The organism is Sphingomonas sp. CD22 (genome assembly GCF_034556155.1).
GTDB lineage: Bacteria > Pseudomonadota > Alphaproteobacteria > Sphingomonadales > Sphingomonadaceae > Sphingomonas.
Map to the genome: position 1 here is coordinate 144,629 of NZ_JAYDYX010000006.1, position 16,677 is coordinate 161,305.

A 16,677-nucleotide genomic window follows, 5' to 3' on the forward strand; every position below is an offset into this window, starting at 1 on the left:
GACATGGCCAGCACTCTCGCGGAACTGGGGACGCTACCCTCCGATGTACTGCGCCAGCGATGGCGCAGTCTCGTCGGCAGCCCGGCACCCAAGGTGAGCCCAAGGATGCTCCGCCTGGCGCTCGCCTGGGAGATCCAGGCGCGCGCCTCTGCCGGCCTCGCCCGCACCGCAAGCCAGACGCTCGATCAGCTTGGCCGTGGGCAAACCCGCACGCAGGCGGCAACGCCCGGCATGCGGCTTGTGCGGGAGTGGCAGGGCCGTGCTCACGTCGTCACCGTCGGCGAGGATCAGGTGATCCGCTGGGACGAGCGCGAATGGCGCTCGCTGAGCGAGGTTGCCCGCGCGATCACCGGCACGCGCTGGTCTGGCCCTGCCTTCTTCGGTCTCAAGAAGAAGGCGGTGGCCGCATGAAGACGGTGCGTTGCGCGATCTACACCAGGAAGTCGTCGGACGAGGGTTTGGAACAGAGCTTCAACAGCCTTGATGCACAGCGCGAGGCCTGCGCCGCCTATATTCTCAGCCAGGCCAGCGAGGGCTGGTCGGCGCTGCCGGAGATCTACGACGATGGCGGGCTGTCGGGCGGCACGCTCGAGCGCCCTGCCCTTAAGCGCCTGCTCGCCGAAGTGGCCGCTGGCCGGGTCGACATCATCGTCGTCTACAAGGTCGACAGGCTGACCCGCTCGCTGTTCGACTTTGCCAAGCTGGTCGAGACGTTCGATGCCGCGGGTACGAGCTTCGTGTCGGTCACCCAGTCGTTCAACACCACGACCAGCATGGGTCGCCTCACCCTCAACATGCTGCTGTCCTTCGCGCAATTCGAGCGTGAGGTCACCGCCGAGCGCATCCGCGACAAGATTGCAGCGTCTAAAGCGCGCGGCATGTGGATGGGTGGGACACCGCCACTTGGCTATGCTCCCAATGACCGCAGCCTCGTCATCGTCGAGGAACACGCCACGCTCGTGCGTCATCTCTACCGACGATATCTGGCGCTTGGCAGCGTGCGGCGGCTGATGGAGGAGCTGGCACAACGCGGGGTGACGGTACCGCCCAGAACCACGGTTGGCGGCAAGCCGCTCGGCGGTGGGGCTTTCACCCGCGGGCAGCTCTACCAGATCCTCAAGAACGTCATCTACACCGGCAGGATCGGCCACAAGGACAAGGTCTATCCAGGGCTTCACCCGGCGATCATCGACGAGGCGACCTTTGCCGCCGTGCAGGCGATGCTTGCCGACCATCTCCAGGGTCACCGCACCCGTGCTGGTGTCGCCGAAAGCAGCCCGCTGGCGGGCAGGATCGTCGATGGAGATGGTGAGCCCCTGATTGCGACGCATGCGACCAAGAACAAGGTGCGCCATCGCTACTATGTCAGCCGCGCGCTGCAGCAAGCGACCAGCGACGCCGGAGTGCGGATCCCGGCGAGGGAGATTGAGGCGCTCGTCACTGAGCGGATGCAGCAGCTTGTTCGTCAGCCGCTCGAACTTGCCACCATGGCGGCGCTCGACGTGCAGGTTCATCAGGTGGCGGACCTGCACGCACGCTGTGAGGCATTGGCCGAGCAGCTTGGCGAGCGCCGTTCCCCTGCCCTTCGCGCCATCGTAACCAGGGTGCAGGTCGGCGACGCCACGGTAACGCTGACCTGCGACACCACAGCGCTTGGCCGCGCCCTTGGCATGGACCAGCACGCCGAGGCGCCAGCCACCATCGAGATCGGCTGTGCTGCCCGACTGACGCGGTCAGGTCGCGCATTGCGACTGGTGCAGGACAGCGGCGCCACCGCCCAGGCTACACCCGACCGCTCGCTGATACGTGTGCTTGTCCAGGCTCGGCGTTGGTGGGGCATGTTGCGCGGCGGCAAGATCAGCACCAGCGAACTCGCCGCACGCGAAGGCGTGACCAGTTCCTATGTAGCGCGTGTGCTCCGGTTGGCCTTCCTCGCGCCCGCCGTTACCGAGGCGATCCTTGCCGGGCGCCAGCGCGCCGGGGTGACCGTTGCTAGCCTGACCGCCGAAGGCGCTATTGTCGCCGACTGGGAGACGCAGATCGCGACGCTGCTACCAGCACGAGGCCGGTGACGCGTCTTCACTCACGGCTTGCAGGTCCAACACGGCGGATAGAGTCCACCGCCTCTGCGATGGTGTTCAGATCTCCCGCTAGCTCGCGCAACTCTTGCGGCCGGTCGGGGTGGAGCGGGTCGAGCACCACCTTGGCGGAGAGGTCCTCCATGAGCATGCCCGCGGCCGTCATCTGGATCCTGATCATCTCGTCTGCGGTCATCGCCTGCCTCCTGCCCGGACCAAGGCCCGGGAAGCATTCAGAAGTCGAGACGCAGCTTTTCAGGCACCCGCGATCAGGCGATCAGGTCGCTTGCCGTAAGATCAAAGGGTACGGCGAGCTTCTCGACCAGCGTGATCGTCGGATTGCGAGCGGCGCGCTCGAGATCGCTTACATAAGTGCGGTGGATGCCGGCGCGATCGGCATAGTCCTCCTGGCTCCAGCCATGCTGGTTCCGCAGGCGGCGCAGGTTGGTGGCAAGGCGCTGGCGAACATCCACACCCGCCTGAAGACCGCGCTGTCGACGATTGATCTACAGACGATCAGTGACATTCCCGTTGATTTCTCACGGTACTTCCGCATGGCTGCTGTCACTGATAGTCGACAGGAGGTCAGTAATTATGTCTTTCGGCAACGGCGCAGGCGGGAGTAGCGAGTTCAAGCGCCAACCGAATAACGCCCAAGCCTGCGTACCGGCGGCAATGGTCCATCACGAGAGATCTAACCTTCATAATGCAAACCAGTGGAGCATAAGCCGCGTCATCCTGACGGTCGTCGGGATGATCGGACTCGGCATATTCTTTCTCGTTCTATACGGCCTTTTGCATCCCAATCCTGCGGCTGAAGCGCTTAGGAACAGTAAGGCAGCTGTTGCATTTCATTTGAAAGACGCCGGCTCTGCCGAATATCGCAACTTGAGAGTCTATAGCATGAACGCTGGGAGACTGGTCGTCTGCGGGGAGGTCAACTCTCGCAACAGCTTTGGCGCAATGGCCGGTTACGTCCGCTTCATAGGCGTCAACGCCGGAGAAGCCGTTGTTGAGACAGACATGGTCGATCGAACATCGTTTGACGACCTTTGGGCGACTCGGGGCTGTACAGGCTCCACGGGTGACTTGGTAATGGCGGAGTGACGTTGCTTAGCCGGCGCTTTCACAGGCTCCGGTGCGCGACGGGTACGTGAATAGATGATTTTATATGCGTGTTTCGTCCCCCGGTCACCACCAGTATTTGCCACTATCGTTGATCAGGCCGAGGCCGTCGCCACGAATACCGGACCCACGTGCTTGGCCGGAGCCGCCACGCCGGACGCTGCCTCTCCGCTATAGCCGTCATGCAGGCCGTGGTGGGTCGGCAGGACGCCCCCAGGGGCGATACGAGTGGTGGATCGGACGCCGAACGCGCTGGGTAACCGGATCGATCTCCGTAATCACCCACGCCCAGTGGCGTTTTTGATGGTTGATGAACTGGCTCAGGCTATCAACCTGGTCGTCGTGTCGCCCGTGCGGGAAGGCGCGTAGCTCCTTGCGGAGCTCGTCCAGCCATGGTGCCTCAACCGGCAGAAGGATGTTCCCTGCCTCGATCTCGCCGAAGCAACCGGTAAAACGCGACATCTTGTCCGTTGCAACCTTGCACAGCATCGGCGTGAACTTGCCGGACAACCGTATGTCCTGCGCAACGGATTTGCCTGCACCGGCGTCTTCGATGAGCACCCGGTCGGGTTCCCACTGCTGCCAGAGCCGGATCATCGCGTTGCGCAGGTCCGGAAAATCGAGCCGCTGGCGGTAAACGTCGAGGAGGTACCATTTGTCAGTCCGGAACCCCCAGGTCGTGCAAACGGAAAAGTCGCTGGTGGGGGCCCCGCTCATGCCGGTGTCCCAACTCTGGATGACCTTGGTGAAGGCGTTACGAGCCGGTGGCTCGTCATACGTTCTGAACCACTCCATCCGGATCGCATTGCCCTCCGGAGCCACCGGATCCTGCTGATACTGTGCCGAGAAGACGGCCGGCCCGAGTTCGCGCCGGATGCGATCGAGCAGCGCGCGATCCTCGCGGGCCGGGTTGAGCAGGTCGCCAACCGCGCGTCGATGAACGCGCCCCGGCCCGATCGGGACCTCTTCCTCGCGTTCCGCAATCGCCGGCAGGTTGAGGTGACGGTAGCCGCGCTCGAGCAGCATCGCGGGCAGATCGTCTTCGTGAAGCCGCTGCTGGATCGACAGAATGCGCCCGGTTTGCTTGTCGTTGAGGCGCGTGAAGAGGGTATTGCCGAACCAGCCCTTGACCTCCTCGCGGCTGGTGACGCTCTTCACGTCGTCGGCCTTCATGCAGTCGTCGACGATGATGAGGTCGGCACCGAAACCGGTAACCGAACCGCCGACCGAGACGCCCTTGCGCATGCCCCCGCGCGTGGTGACGACTTCAAGCGCGCGATTGCCACCATCAGCGATCCGCGTGTTAGGAAAGAGACGCTGATACCATGCCGACTCCAACAGGGTCCGACATTGGACGGCATGCTGCCGGGAGAGCTCCTGGCTGTAGCTTGCGACCATGATCTTCAGCGTCGGGTCACGCCCCAGCGCCCATGCGACAAACGCAACGGAGGCAGTGACCGACTTCAGGTGGCGGGGCGGCACCGTGATTACGAGCCGCCGCTCCTCCCCGCGTTCGACTTGCTCGAGCGCGTAGCACATGGATTGAATGTACCAGCCGCACTGCAATGGCCGTTCGCCCGGATGCAGTGTCTCGAACGCCTTGACGAGGAAGAGACTGAGGCGCTGGCGGCGTGCGGCCGCCAGCGCTTTGTACTCCAGCGGTGTCATGACGCACCTGCCTCTCCTGCCGCCACATCCCCAAGCAGGATGTCACGCAGCAGCGCGAGGCTCGCCAGATCAGCGTCGGTGACGTCCTGCGCCGCTTCAGCTTCAGTCACCCCCGAACCCGTTGACGGGGACGCTTGTGCGTTCGCATAATGCCGCAGCATCTGGTCGATGGCGCGGGCATTGCCCTTGCCGGCGAGCTCCATGAGCTTGCGCAACAGCACCTCGACGCGCGAGACATAACGGCGGCCTTCCGGCGTGTTCACCGCGATCCGCTCGTCGAGCAGCTCCAACACCAGCGTGTTGAGGTTCTTCGAGCCTTTCTTGCGCCCCTTCGGATTACCCGATTGCCCTTTCTGGAAACGGGTGTGCACCGGCGGCTTGCCGTAGCCCACTTCATAGTCCGGCTTCTCCGGCACTGGCGGGGGCGCGGGCACCGGCTGGGGCACGGGACGCCGGCGTGGCCGGGCTGGCGGCAGGTTCTCATGCGGTGACATGGTCCACCTCCTCCTGATCAAGGCCAGCCTCGTCCGCTTGCGCGTCGTTCCGGAGCAGGCGTTCAGCGGCCACCTCGGTCCACGTCCGGCCATCGCCATCGAGCGTGGCGGCTTTCCCGGTCATCTGCTGCCAACGCTCAATGGCAACGTCGATGTAGCGTGGTTCGATCTCGGTGCCGTAGCCCACCCGGCCGGTGCGCTCGGCAGCGAGCAGCGTCGTGCCTGATCCCATGAAGGCATCAAGAACGATGTCGCCCTGGTGGGTGACGTCGCGGATCGCGTCCGCGACCAGCGCGATGGGTTTTACCGTCGGGTGATCGGCGAGGTCCTGCATACGGCTGGCGCCGAAGCTGTTTACCCCGGCATAGTCCCAGACGTTGGTGCGATAGCGGCCGTGCTTGCCGAGTTCGACGTTGTTGATGTGCGGCGCACGGCCCTTTTTCGCGATCGCGATCAGCTCGTGCTTGGACCGGTACAGCGACCCCATCCCCCCGTTGGTCTTGTTCCAGCAGCACAGGTTCAGCAGCGACAAGGCGTTGGTGTCGATGGCGGCGAGAAGTTCGCGCAGGTGGCGCCAGTCCATGCACAGATCGACGACACCGCCGTCGACGACGTGCGGCAGCATCGCGGCGAGGAACTGGGTGAGAAATGCGGTAAATTCGTCGCGGCTCATCTCGCCTGACGCCTGGGCGAACTCGGCGTGCTGCACCTTGCCAAGACCACTGACGTGGCCAGTGATCGGTACATTGTAGGGCGGATCGGTGAAGATCATCGTGGCGATTTGGCCGTTCAGCAGCCGGTCCCACGACGAAGATTCGAGTGCCGACCCACACAGCAGACGGTGCCGCCCGAGCAACCAGAGATCTCCGGGTTTCGCGACGGCATTTACCGGCGGGTTGGGCTGCTGGTCTGCGGGATCCGTGGCCGCTTTGGCATCGGGCTCCGCCTGCGAGAACAAGCTGTCCATCTCCGCTGACGACCAGCCCATGCTCTCGACCTGGATCTCATCGAGGGCGATGATCTCCTCGAGTTCGACGATCAGTGCGTCCATGTCCCAGGTGGCAAGTTCAGGCAGGCGATTATCCGCAAGGCGATACGCCTTCACCTGTGCTGGCGAGAGGTGGTCGGCAGAGATCGTCGGGATCTCGTCGAGACCAACACGCTTGGCCGCTTCGACGCGGGCGTGACCGGCGATGATCTCACCATCCACCGCGATAAGCACGGGTGCGTTGAAGCCGAACTGCCGGATGGAGGCTTCAAGCGCCACCAGCTGGCGCTCGGGATGTTTGCGTGCGTTGCGCTTGTAGGCAACGAGATCGGCGGGACGACGGTAGGTGACAGGCCCGAGGCGCGCGAACAGCATCTTGCTGTCCGCGGAACGGGCGCGGGTATTCGGTTGCGACATGGCGCGGCTCCTTCTGACGTCCGCCAGGCAAGAGGGCGCACCTCCTCAAGCGCTACTTACAGCAATTGAGGACCAGCGACTCGCCTGCCAGGCAAGACCGTTATCGATGTGCGGTGATGCCGCTGACGTGATGTCGCGGACTGCTCCGAGGCCGAGTGGCCTGGCCGGGAAGTGGGCCTGACGATTTAGGTTGACAAGATGGGAAAGGGCATTTTCCCATGAAGGCGTGCGTTCGACCTTGCGCCTCGCTGCTTACCGCAAACGCCAAGGTCCAATTCCCTGCAACGCAACTTAGGGAAAAGCGACGCCAATTGCTCGTAGATCTGTGGTTTGCCGGCTTCGTCTCCGGACCCTTGCGTGCTGATCCGCGCCTTTTCCCTGTAGAAGGCCGCTTTTAGGGAAAATTCGACCGCGGAAATGGCAAACGGTACTGCCGCCTCGCGCGGCGGAGAAAACAGGGAATTGATCGGCCTAGAATCGTAAGAGAGAAACTCTCCGCGCTACGGTTCTACAGGGAAATGCCGCGGAACTGCGCCGCATTCCGCCTGCCGCTTCGCAGCGAGGAAGCGTCAGCAGACTAGGTGGCGGAGCGGGAGGGATTCGAACCCTCGATACGCTTTTGACGTATACTCACTTTCCAGGCGAGCGCCTTCGACCACTCGGCCACCGCTCCGCATGTCCTGGAAAGGCGCGCGTAGCCGGTCCGCATCCGGGCTGCAAGTGATTGCGTGATCGGCGGGCCTGGGCCAGTCTCGCGGCATGCTCAGCCTGCTCCTTCTCGCCGCCGCGCCACCGCTCCAGGCCGCGCCCGCCGCCACCCCCGCCGACCCGGTCGAGGCCGATTGGCGGGCGGTGCCCGACGACGAACTGCTGGTGATGACGCTCGCCACGGGCAAGCAGGTCGTCATCCGCCTCGCGCCGGCCTTCGCCCCGGCGCACGTCGCCAACATCCGCGCGCTCGCCCGGGCGCGCTGGTGGGACGATGCCAGCGTCTACCGCGTGCAGGAGAATTGGGTGGCGCAATGGGGCGACGCCACCGAGAAGAAGCCGCTGCCCGCGGGCATCACCGATCATCCCGCCGCCGAATTCGAGATCGCTGCCTTCCAGCCCGCGATGCGGATGACCAAGGCGGACAGCTATTCCACCGCGAGCGGCATCACCGCCGAGGGCTGGCCGGTCGCCACCAACGGGCGGCAGGCGTGGCTGACGCATTGCTACGGCATGGTCGGCGTCGCGCGCGACGCGCTGCCGAGCACCGGATCGGGAGCGGAATTGTTCACGCCGATCGGCCAGTCGGCGCGGCGGCTCGATCGCAATTACACTGTCGTCGGGCGGATCGTCGAGGGGATGGGCTATCTATCGGGCCTGCCGCGCAGCGAGGCGGCGATGGGCGTCTATGCGACCGCGGCGGAGCGGCTGCCGATCGTCTCGGTACGGCTGGCGAGCGACATGCCCGCGGGCGACCGGCCGCACTTCCAATATCGCAGCGCCGACAATCCGCGGTTCGCCGCGGCGGTGGCCAAGCGCGAGACCCCCGACGCGCCCACGGTGGGCCTGGGCGGCGCGGCGGTGTGCGACGTGCTGCCGGCGGTCCGGCGCACGCCGCGCTAGCCGATCAGCTCGCAGCGACCCAGGTGGCGACCTCGACCGCGACCTGGTTGGCCGCCTGGCTGATCGCCGGGCCGGCGGTCGCCGCATCGATCGCGGTCACCGGCACGCGCGCCTCGAAGCGGCGCTTCTCGACCGTCTCCTTGCCGGCGCGGACCAGCGAGGCGTCATAGGTCACCACCGCCTCGCGCGTCGTCGCGTCGAGGCCGAAGCGGCGCAATTCGCCGGCGAGCGTCGCACTCGGGTCGCCGATCGACTGGACGGTCGAGAGCACCACCATGTTGCTGCGCGCCGACACCGTGTCGGACAATAGCCGCGCGAACAATCGGGCGGGCGGCTCGGCCCAGAGCGCGTCCTTGACGTAGGCGATCGTCGTCGGCGTCGCCTGCACCGGCACGCGGCCGCCGGCGATCGCGGTCGGCGTCGCGGGCACCTGGATGGTGATCGAGCGCGTCTTCGCCGAATTCTGATCGGCACCGACCGCGGGCGCGGAGATTGCGTCGAGGGTCAGCAGCGAGGGCGGCGGCTTGGCACCGAAGCTGATGCAGCCGGCGAGCGGCAGCGCCGCGGCGAGGAGGAGAAGCTTGGTCTTCATGATCTCACTTGCCCTTGTAATCGGGGAGCTTCTGCTGGCCGATCAGCGAGCTGGCGCCGCCCTGATCGACCTTGTCGGCGATCGACGACAGCGCCGTCGCGGTGACGCGCAGGTCGCGTACCAGCCGGTTCGCCTCCGGTATCGTCTGTTTCGAGAAGGTCTGCAGGCCGGGGCGCGCGTCCTGGATCGCCGAGTTGAGCGTTTCGGCGCTCTGCTGCGCCGATGCGATCGCCTTGTTGAGGTTCTGCATCGTCGGCTTGACGTCCTGGGCGAGCACGCCGTTGGTCGTGTCGGCAAGCTTGCCGATTGACTGGGCCGCGTCACCCGCCTGCTGGATGGCAATGCGCGTCTGCGCCAGCGTCGCGGCGATCTCCGGCCCGCGATCGGCGAGCGCGCCAGACAAGCGATTGGTATTGTCGAGGATGCCGGCGATCGACGCCTGGTTGCGATCGGTGAGCAGCCCGGTCAGCCGCTCGGTCAGCGTCGACAAACGCTCGAGCAGCTGCGGCGCCGAATTGAGGATCGCGCCGATACCGCCCTGCTTAGTCGGGATGACCGGCACGCCGTACGGGCATTGCGTCGCATCCGGATGATCGGGGCAGGCGATTGGCGGCGCCCCCTTGCGCGCACCGTCCAGCGCGACCGTGCTGGTGCCGGTGAAGCTGCCTTGGATGGTCGCGGTAGTGCCCTGAAGGATCGGCGTCTCATCTTTGACCGTCACGCGGACACGGACGAACTGTGGATCTGGCTTCCACAAGGCGATCGTCTTTACCTGACCGGTCGGTACGCCCGAATAGGTGACCGTAGACCCCACGGCGACACCGTCGACCGCCTGCTTGAAGAAGATGTCGTATTCACGTTCGCTCGCGCCACCCAACCGGGCGATCCATACGGTGAAGATCGCGAGCATTGCGAGGAGGATCAGCACCACCGCGCCGACGATCACATGGTTGGAACGGGTTTCCATCAGTCGGTCCCTACAGGGGGTCGGGCCGGTTCGGCCGGTTCGGTGGCGGCGGCCGGACTTGCCGCGATCTGCTGCGTCTTCACTTCGGTCGGATGCTGCGACGCCTCCGCCTGCGCTTCCTGCGTCGCGATCGCGGCGCGGCCGCGCGGACCCTTGAAATATTCCTCGATCCACGGGTGATCGAGCGCGAGCAGTTCGTCGATCGTGCCGACCGCGATCACCTTCTTGTCGGCAAGCACCGCGACGCGGTCGCAGATCGCATACAGTGTGTCGAGATCGTGGGTAATCAGGAAGACGGTGAGCCCCAGCGTCTTCTGCAACGATTTGGTGAGGCCGTCGAACGCCGCCGCGCCGATCGGGTCGAGCCCCGCGGTGGGCTCGTCGAGGAACAGCAATTCGGGGTCGAGCGCGAGCGCGCGGGCGAGGCCGGCGCGCTTCTTCATGCCGCCCGACAGTTCGGCGGGATATTTGGGGCCGGCGTCGGGCGACAGGCCGGTCATCACCACCTTATAGGCGGCGATCTCCGCCATCAGCGCCGGGTTGAGGTCATTGTAGAACTCGCGCAACGGCACCTGCACGTTCTCGGCGACGGTCAGCGTCGAGAACAGGGCGCCGCCCTGGAACAGCACGCCCCAGCGCTTGCGGATGTCGGTCGCCTCGGTCTCTTCGCGGCCGATCGTCGGTTCGCCGAAGACGGTGATGTCGCCCTCGACCGGGGTCTGCAGGCCGATGATCGAGCGCATCAGCACCGACTTGCCGGTGCCCGAGCCGCCGACCACGCCGAGGATCTCGCCGCGGCGCACGTCGAGATCGAGATCGTCGTGGACGACCGAATCGCCGAACGCATTCTTGAGGCCGCGCACCTGGATGATCGGTGCGTCGTCCTGCGGCTCGCGCTGCGCCATCAATTCCACCCCACCCAGGTGAAGAACACCGCGAAGAAGGCGTCGAGCACGATGACGAGGAAGATCGCCTGCACCACCGCCGACGTGGTGCGCAGGCCGACCTGTTCGGCGTCCGATTCGACCAGCATGCCCTGGAAGCAGCCGGCGATGGCGATGATCGCACCGAATACCGGCGCCTTGATCAGGCCGATATAAAGGTCGGTGATCGGCACGACCTCGCGGATGCGCTGGATGAAGGTGACCGGCGGGATGTCGAGCGACACCCAGGCGAGCAGGCCGCCGCCGATGATCGCGATCAGCGAAGAATAGAAGCCGAGCAGCGGCATCAGCAGCACCGCCGCGATCGTGCGCGGCAGCACCAGCGCCTCCATCGGCGAGACGCCGATCGTGCGCATCGCGTCGATCTCCTCGGTCAGCTTCATCGTGCCGAGCTGCGCGGCAAAGGCCGAGCCGGAGCGGCCGGCGACCATGATCGCGGTCATGAGTACACCGAGTTCACGCAACGTGAGCCGGCCGACCAGATTGATGGTGAACACTTCTGCGCCGAACTGGCGGAGCTGGACCGCGCCCTGCTGGGCGATGACGATGCCGATCAGGAAGCTCATCAGCCCGACGATGGCGAGCGCCTGGACGCCGACCACCTCGAACCGATGGACCGTCGCGTTGAAGCGGAAGCGGCTGGGATGGCGCACGACGTTGACGAAGGCGATCGTCGTCGCGCCCATGAAGCCGAGCAGCCCGTACAGCGTGCGCAGCGTGATGATGACCGCATCGCCGATCTCGCCGAGCATCTTGCTGAACGCGTTGCGCGCATGCGGGGGCAGCGCGACCGGCCGGTCGGCGGCGACCACCGAATCGAGCAGATAGCGGCCGTCCTCGTCGAGCCCCTCGATCGCCGCCTCGTGGCGGGTCGCGAGGCGATGGACGACCCAGGCGCCGACGGTGTCGATCCGGCCGATGCCGCTGAGGTCGATCCGCTCGACCGGGCCGCTGATCGCGTCGAGCCGATCGGGCAGCGTGCCGAGCGTCCGCAACAGCAGATCACCGGAAAAGCGAAGGGTTCCGCCGCTGTCCTGCTCGAATTCGGCTGTGGCGCTCATCGCCTGTGCTTGTGCGGCAAGTTCCGATCCACGGCAAGGCGTTTATCATACGAGACGGTTGGGTTGGCCGGACAGCGCGGGTTCACAACAGCACGTCGACGGCGTGGATGGCGAGGCCGACCAGCCCGCCGACCAGCGTGCCGTTGATGCGGATATATTGCAGGTCGCGGCCGACCGCATTCTCCAGCCGGCTGGTGATCGTATCGGCATCCCAGCCGCGCACCGTCTCCGACACCAAACGGACGATGCCGTCGCCGTAATCCGCGGCGATGCCGACCACCGCGCGGCGGACGAAGCGGTTGATCGTATGCGACAGTCGCGGGTCCTGCGTCAGCGTCTGGCCGAGTTGGCGCAGCATGTCGCCCAATTGCCCCTGCATCGCGCCTTCGGGGTCGCGCGCCACCCGCAGCAGCCCGGCGCGTGCGGATTCCCACAGGCCGTCGAGCCAGCGCTGCATCGCCGGATTGGCGATCAGCTCGACCTTCATCGCCTCGACCCGCGCGCGGGTGGCGGGGTCGAATTGCAGGTCCCAGGCGAGCCGGTCGAGCCCTTCCTCCGCCTTGAGGCGCAGCGGATGCTGCGGATCGTCGGCCATGTCGGCGACCAGTTTGTCGAGCCCGGCGATGAGCTTGTCCGCCACCGTCTCGTCGAGCCCGGTCCAGCGCAGGATCGAGCCGGCGCGGTCGTGGACCATCTGGCGGACGAGATGTTCATTGGCGGCGAGCGCCTTCGCCCCCCAGCGGATCGCGCCGTCGAGCAGCGGCGCATGGCGCTGTTCGGCAAGCGCGGCCTGCATCACCCGGCCGAGGATCGGCGCGACCTCGGTCTCGCGGAGGCGGGCGGCGATGCCGGCCTTGACCATGCCGCCCAGCCGCTGCGGATCGAGCCCGTCGAGCACCTGCGCGACGAGTTTCGACGCGCCCTGGCGGAAGCGGCCCCCTGCCCCCTCGGGCGGATCGGTGAGCCAGCGCGCGATCGCGGTGGCGACATCGACGCGGCGCATACGCCGGCCGATCACCGCGGGCTGGAGGAAATTCGTGCGCAAGAACGCGGCGAGCGTGTCGCCGATGCGATCCTTGTTGCGCGGGATGATCGCGGTGTGCGGGATCGGCAGGCCGAGCGGGTGGCGGAACAGGGCGGTGACCGCGAACCAGTCGGCAAGCCCGCCGACCATCGCCGCCTCGCCGAACGCCTGCGCGAAGCCCCAGCCGGGGTGCGTCGCGGCGAGCTGGCGACTGACGAGGAACAGCGCCGCCATCGCGACGAGCAGCCCGACGGCGATACGCCGCATCCGGACCAGCGCGGGCGGTGCCGCCTCGGTGGTGCTGGCGCGGGGGAAGGATGTCATGCGCGAAACAATCCCCGAGCGCGGGGGAAGTTCAAGTGGATTGGCTGATTGGGCTGGGCGATGGGGTGCGGGCGGTGCGCGGCTTGCGCCGATCGTCATCCCGGCGAACACCCGGGATGACGATCAGATGGCGCGTGCGCGCCGCCGCCCCATCACTCCGCCGGCTGCGCGCCCGGGTCGTCGCGGCCGATGCGGCCGGGGACGGGGGCGATGCTCGGCTGATCGGGGCCGGCGATGCCGACGACCGTGCTGCCGTCGTCGCCGGGACGGTAGGTGAGCAGGCGGCTGCCGAGGCGGGGGCCGATGTAGCGTTCGATGCCGACCGCGAGGCTGAAGGCCGCCGGTACGATCACCAGCGTCAGCAGCGTCGAGAGGAGCAGGCCGCCGATCACGACGATGCCCATCGGCGCCCGCCACGACCCGTCGCTGCCGATCGAGGCGGCGGTCGGCACCATGCCGGCGACCATCGCCACCGTCGTCATCACGATCGGCTGCGCGCGCTTGTGCCCGGCGTCGATGATCGCGGTGAGCGTGTCGACGCCCTTGTTGATCTCCTCCAGCGCGAAGTCGATCAGCAGGATCGAATTCTTGGCGACGATGCCGAGCAGCATGAGCAGACCGATGAACACCGGCAGCGACAGCGGATTGCCCGTCGCCCACAGCGCGATCAGCCCGCCCAAGGGCGCGAGCAGCAGCGAGGCCATGTTGACGAACGGCGGCAGCGCGCGGCGGTAGAGCAGCACCAGCACCGCGAAGACGAGGAAGGTGCCGGCGATCACCGCGACGACGAAGTTGTTGAGCATCTCCGCCTGCCATTTGGCCTGGCCGAGCGTCAGCTTGTTCACGCCCAGCGGCAGGTTCTTCATGATCGGCAGATTGTCGATCTGCTTCTGCGCGACGCCCGAGACGATGTTGGGGGCGAGATCGGCGCCGACGGCGATGCGGCGCTGCTGGTTGACGCGATCGATCTGCGTCGGCCCCGAGCCCAGGCTGATGTCGGCGATCAGCGACAGCGGCACCGAGCCGCCGGTCGCGGTGGAGACGGGCAGATTCTGGATCGTCGACAATTCGGTGCGTGCGCCCTGATCGAGCGCGACGCGGATCGGCACCTGCCGGTCCGACAGCGAGAAGCGCGCCGAATTCTGGTCGATGTCGCCGAGCGTCGCGATACGGATCGCGCTGGACAGCGCCTGCGTCGTCACGCCGAGATTGGCGGCGAGGTCGAAGCGCGGCTTGATGACGATCTCGGGCCGCTGGAGATTGCCCGAGATGCGCGGCTGGGTGAGCGTCGGCAGCGTCGCCATCTGGTCGACGAGCGTGTTCGCGGTCTTCTGCAGCAGGACGGGGTCGTCGCCGCCGAGCACGACGGTCATGTCGCGACCCGACGAGCCCCAGCCGAATTGCGAGCGGAAGCCGACGCGGGCATCGGCGATCTTGGCGAGTTCGGGCGCGAGGTTGCGCTCGAATTCGGTGCTGGTGACGGTGCGGTCTTCCTTGAGCGTCGCGGTGACGCGGCCGGTGTTGACCGCGCCGTTCGAGCCGGTGCGGGTATAGACCGAGGCGACCTCGGGCTGGCGGCGCAGCAGTTCGCCGACGCGGGTGACGACCTCGTCGGTCTGGGCGAGCGTCGCGCCCGGCACCATCTCGATCGTCGCGGTCGAATTGTCGCTATTCTCGGCGGGCGAGAATTGCATCGGGACCGCGCCGAACATCAGGATCGTCGCGACGAAGGTGAGGAAACCGAAGCCCATCACCCACATGCGATGATCGCGCCAGCGGCTGGTGAAGCGGTGGAAGCCGCCGCGCGCCGCGCTCGCCTTTTGCCGGCTGCTGTCGAGCGTCCAGCGCAGCACCGCCATATAGACGTCCATGAGCCTGCCCTCGCCATGGCTGGCGTGACCGAAGCTCTTGAGGAAATACGCGGCGATCATCGGCGTGATGAGGCGCGCGACGGCGAGGCTCATCAGCACCGAGACGACGACGGTGAGGCCGAAATTCTGGAAATACTGGCCCGAGATGCCGGGCATCAGGCTGACCGGCATGAACACCGCGACGATCGACATGGTGGTGGCGAGCACCGCGAGGCCGATCTCGTCGGCGGCGTCGATCGATGCCTGATAGGCGGATTTGCCCATCCGCATGTGGCGGACGATGTTCTCGATCTCGACGATCGCATCGTCGACGAGCACGCCGGCGACGAGGCTGAGGCCGAGCAACGTCATCTGGTTGAGGTTGAAGCCGAGCAGCTCCATGAACCAGAAGGTCGGGATCGCCGACAGCGGGATCGCCAGCGCCGAGATCATCGTCGCGCGCCAGTCGCGCAGGAACAGCAGCACGACGAGCACCGCGAGCACCGCGCCCTCGATCATCGCGTGGATCGCGGATTCGTATTGCGCCTCGGTATATTTGACGCTGTTCGACCGCAGGATGAAATGGACGTTGGGGTTGCGCTTCTCGAGGTCGGCGAGCTTCTTGACCGCCTCGTTGAAGACGGTGACGTCGGAGGCGCCCTTGGCGCGCTGGAAGTCGAAGCTGATCGCCTGGCGGCCGTCAACCGCGGCGCGGCTGCGCTGTTCGGCGTAGAGATCGCGGACGGTGGCGATGTCGCCCAGGCGGATGGTGCGGCCGTTGCCGACGTTGATCTGCGTCTGCGCGAGGTCGTTGGCGTTGCGGGCGTTGCCGAGCACGCGGACCGATTGCTCCGACCCGGCGATCTCGGCGCGGCCGCCGGCGGCGTTGAGGTTGATCTGGCGCAGCTGCGCGTTGACCTGGCTGGCGGTGAGGCCCTGGCTTTGCAGGCGCAGCGGATCGAGGATGACGCGGATCTCGCGGCTGACGCCGCCGTTGCGGTTGACCGCGGCCATGCCGGGCACCGACAGCAATTCCTTGGTCACCGTATTGTCGATGTACCAGCTCAATTGCTCGACGGTCATGTCGCTGGCGATCGCCGAATAACTGGCGAGGTCGTTGTCGGTGGTGTCGGCGCGGAAGATCTGCGGTTCGAGGATGCCCTCGGGCAGGTTGCTGCGGATCTGCGCGATCTTGTCGCGGGTGTCGTTGACCGCGCGGTCGATCGGCGTGCCGATCGCGAGCTGGACGACGGTGGTCGACTGGCCCTCGGTGACGGTCGAGGTGATCTCGTCGATGCCCTGGAGCGAGCGGACCGCGGATTCGACGCGGTTGGTGACCTGATTCTCCAGCTCGGTCGGCGCGGCGCCGGGCTGGCTGATCACGACGATGACGACGGGAAAGTCGATGTCGGGATCGTTGTTGACGTCCATCCGCATGAAGCTGACGATCCCCGCCAGCGTCAATGCGATGAACAGCACGATCGGCGGAACCGGGTTACGGATCGCCCAGGCGGAGATGTTGCGGAAGCTCATC

15 protein-coding genes and 1 tRNA gene are annotated in these 16,677 nt (G+C 66.2%); 4 read left to right on the forward strand and 12 right to left on the reverse strand.

The window, feature by feature from the left end; translation table 11 throughout:
• Positions 1 to 3 precede the first annotated feature (3 nt).
• Both SFC76_RS13150 and SFC76_RS13155 read left to right on the forward strand, forming a co-directional pair.
• Positions 4 to 411 (forward strand): DUF2924 domain-containing protein, encoded by a 408-nt coding sequence (locus SFC76_RS13150; protein ID WP_322849886.1) that lies wholly within the window; start codon positions 4 to 6, stop codon positions 409 to 411.
• Positions 408 to 2,072 carry a recombinase family protein gene (locus SFC76_RS13155; protein WP_322849887.1) on the forward strand — a complete coding sequence of 555 codons (1,665 nt, stop codon included), beginning with the start codon at positions 408 to 410 and terminating at the stop codon, positions 2,070 to 2,072. Before SFC76_RS13150 ends, SFC76_RS13155 begins: the two co-directional genes overlap by 4 nt.
• Positions 2,073 to 2,079: 7 nt before the next feature.
• Here the strand turns inward: SFC76_RS13155 and SFC76_RS13160 are convergent, their stop codons facing one another.
• A complete protein-coding gene (locus SFC76_RS13160) occupies positions 2,080 to 2,274 on the reverse strand; it encodes a hypothetical protein (RefSeq protein WP_322849888.1) in 195 nt (64 codons plus the stop codon).
• 73 nt (positions 2,275 to 2,347) lie between these two features.
• Positions 2,348 to 2,551, reverse strand: coding sequence for a helix-turn-helix transcriptional regulator (locus SFC76_RS13165; protein ID WP_179510124.1), 204 nt, complete (start codon positions 2,549 to 2,551; stop codon positions 2,348 to 2,350).
• Between the two features lie 121 nt (positions 2,552 to 2,672).
• On the opposite strand from SFC76_RS13165, the gene SFC76_RS13170 reads away from it, so the two are divergent.
• Complete coding sequence (locus SFC76_RS13170; protein ID WP_322849889.1) at positions 2,673 to 3,185, forward strand: hypothetical protein; 513 nt, start codon at positions 2,673 to 2,675, stop codon at positions 3,183 to 3,185.
• Positions 3,186 to 3,383: 198 nt separating this feature from the next.
• Here SFC76_RS13170 and terL read toward each other — a convergent pair whose 3' ends face one another.
• The 4 genes from terL to SFC76_RS13190 form a co-directional block, all read right to left on the reverse strand.
• Positions 3,384 to 4,871, reverse strand: coding sequence for a phage terminase large subunit (terL, locus tag SFC76_RS13175; protein ID WP_322849890.1), 1,488 nt, complete (start codon positions 4,869 to 4,871; stop codon positions 3,384 to 3,386).
• Positions 4,868 to 5,365 carry a DUF5681 domain-containing protein gene (locus tag SFC76_RS13180; RefSeq protein ID WP_322849891.1) on the reverse strand — a complete coding sequence of 166 codons (498 nt, stop codon included), beginning with the start codon at positions 5,363 to 5,365 and terminating at the stop codon, positions 4,868 to 4,870. The genes terL and SFC76_RS13180 overlap by 4 nt, the downstream gene beginning before the upstream one ends.
• A complete protein-coding gene (locus SFC76_RS13185) occupies positions 5,352 to 6,770 on the reverse strand; it encodes a DNA methyltransferase (protein WP_322849892.1) in 1,419 nt (472 codons plus the stop codon). The genes SFC76_RS13180 and SFC76_RS13185 overlap by 14 nt, the downstream gene beginning before the upstream one ends.
• A 582-nt stretch (positions 6,771 to 7,352) precedes the next feature.
• A tRNA-Ser gene (locus tag SFC76_RS13190) sits at positions 7,353 to 7,443 on the reverse strand.
• 86 nt (positions 7,444 to 7,529) lie between these two features.
• On the opposite strand from SFC76_RS13190, the gene SFC76_RS13195 reads away from it, so the two are divergent.
• The gene (locus SFC76_RS13195; RefSeq protein ID WP_322849893.1) at positions 7,530 to 8,381 is read left to right on the forward strand and encodes a peptidylprolyl isomerase; all 852 of its coding nucleotides are present in this window, start codon (positions 7,530 to 7,532) and stop codon (positions 8,379 to 8,381) included.
• A 4-nt stretch (positions 8,382 to 8,385) separates the two neighbouring features.
• On the opposite strand, the gene SFC76_RS13200 is transcribed toward SFC76_RS13195, so the two are convergent.
• From SFC76_RS13200 to SFC76_RS13225, 6 genes are all read right to left on the reverse strand, one after another.
• Positions 8,386 to 8,973 carry an ABC-type transport auxiliary lipoprotein family protein gene (locus SFC76_RS13200; protein WP_322849894.1) on the reverse strand — a complete coding sequence of 196 codons (588 nt, stop codon included), beginning with the start codon at positions 8,971 to 8,973 and terminating at the stop codon, positions 8,386 to 8,388.
• Positions 8,974 to 8,977: 4 nt separating this feature from the next.
• Complete coding sequence (locus SFC76_RS13205) at positions 8,978 to 9,940, reverse strand: MlaD family protein (RefSeq protein WP_322849895.1); 963 nt, start codon at positions 9,938 to 9,940, stop codon at positions 8,978 to 8,980.
• Complete coding sequence (locus SFC76_RS13210; protein ID WP_322849896.1) at positions 9,940 to 10,845, reverse strand: ABC transporter ATP-binding protein; 906 nt, start codon at positions 10,843 to 10,845, stop codon at positions 9,940 to 9,942. The genes SFC76_RS13205 and SFC76_RS13210 overlap by 1 nt, the downstream gene beginning before the upstream one ends.
• Entirely contained in the window at positions 10,845 to 11,945 is a 1,101-nt protein-coding gene (locus SFC76_RS13215; RefSeq protein WP_322849897.1) for an ABC transporter permease, read from the reverse strand. Before SFC76_RS13215 ends, SFC76_RS13210 begins: the two co-directional genes overlap by 1 nt.
• An 82-nt stretch (positions 11,946 to 12,027) precedes the next feature.
• Complete coding sequence (locus tag SFC76_RS13220; protein ID WP_322849898.1) at positions 12,028 to 13,293, reverse strand: DUF445 domain-containing protein; 1,266 nt, start codon at positions 13,291 to 13,293, stop codon at positions 12,028 to 12,030.
• Between the two features lie 152 nt (positions 13,294 to 13,445).
• Complete coding sequence (locus SFC76_RS13225) at positions 13,446 to 16,676, reverse strand: efflux RND transporter permease subunit (protein ID WP_322849899.1); 3,231 nt, start codon at positions 16,674 to 16,676, stop codon at positions 13,446 to 13,448.
• Between the last annotated feature and the right edge of the window lies 1 nt (position 16,677).

Bases quoted from the DNA above. Each gene is read 5' to 3' on its own strand.
- SFC76_RS13180 (WP_322849891.1), bottom strand. From the start codon at position 5,365: ATGTCACCGCATGAGAACCTGCCGCCAGCCCGGCCACGCCGGCGTCCC.
- SFC76_RS13210 (WP_322849896.1), bottom strand. From the start codon at position 10,845: ATGGCGCAGCGCGAGCCGCAGGACGACGCACCGATCATCCAGGTGCGC.
- SFC76_RS13215 (WP_322849897.1), bottom strand. From the start codon at position 11,945: ATGAGCGCCACAGCCGAATTCGAGCAGGACAGCGGCGGAACCCTTCGC.
- SFC76_RS13155 (WP_322849887.1), top strand. From the start codon at position 408: ATGAAGACGGTGCGTTGCGCGATCTACACCAGGAAGTCGTCGGACGAG.
- SFC76_RS13195 (WP_322849893.1), top strand. From the start codon at position 7,530: ATGCTCAGCCTGCTCCTTCTCGCCGCCGCGCCACCGCTCCAGGCCGCG.
- SFC76_RS13170 (WP_322849889.1), top strand. From the start codon at position 2,673: ATGTCTTTCGGCAACGGCGCAGGCGGGAGTAGCGAGTTCAAGCGCCAA.
- SFC76_RS13150 (WP_322849886.1), top strand. From the start codon at position 4: ATGGCCAGCACTCTCGCGGAACTGGGGACGCTACCCTCCGATGTACTG.
- terL (WP_322849890.1), bottom strand. From the start codon at position 4,871: ATGACACCGCTGGAGTACAAAGCGCTGGCGGCCGCACGCCGCCAGCGC.
- SFC76_RS13200 (WP_322849894.1), bottom strand. From the start codon at position 8,973: ATGAAGACCAAGCTTCTCCTCCTCGCCGCGGCGCTGCCGCTCGCCGGC.
- SFC76_RS13185 (WP_322849892.1), bottom strand. From the start codon at position 6,770: ATGTCGCAACCGAATACCCGCGCCCGTTCCGCGGACAGCAAGATGCTG.
- SFC76_RS13220 (WP_322849898.1), bottom strand. From the start codon at position 13,293: ATGACATCCTTCCCCCGCGCCAGCACCACCGAGGCGGCACCGCCCGCG.
- SFC76_RS13205 (WP_322849895.1), bottom strand. From the start codon at position 9,940: ATGGAAACCCGTTCCAACCATGTGATCGTCGGCGCGGTGGTGCTGATC.
- SFC76_RS13225 (WP_322849899.1), bottom strand. From the start codon at position 16,676: ATGAGCTTCCGCAACATCTCCGCCTGGGCGATCCGTAACCCGGTTCCG.
- SFC76_RS13160 (WP_322849888.1), bottom strand. From the start codon at position 2,274: ATGACCGCAGACGAGATGATCAGGATCCAGATGACGGCCGCGGGCATG.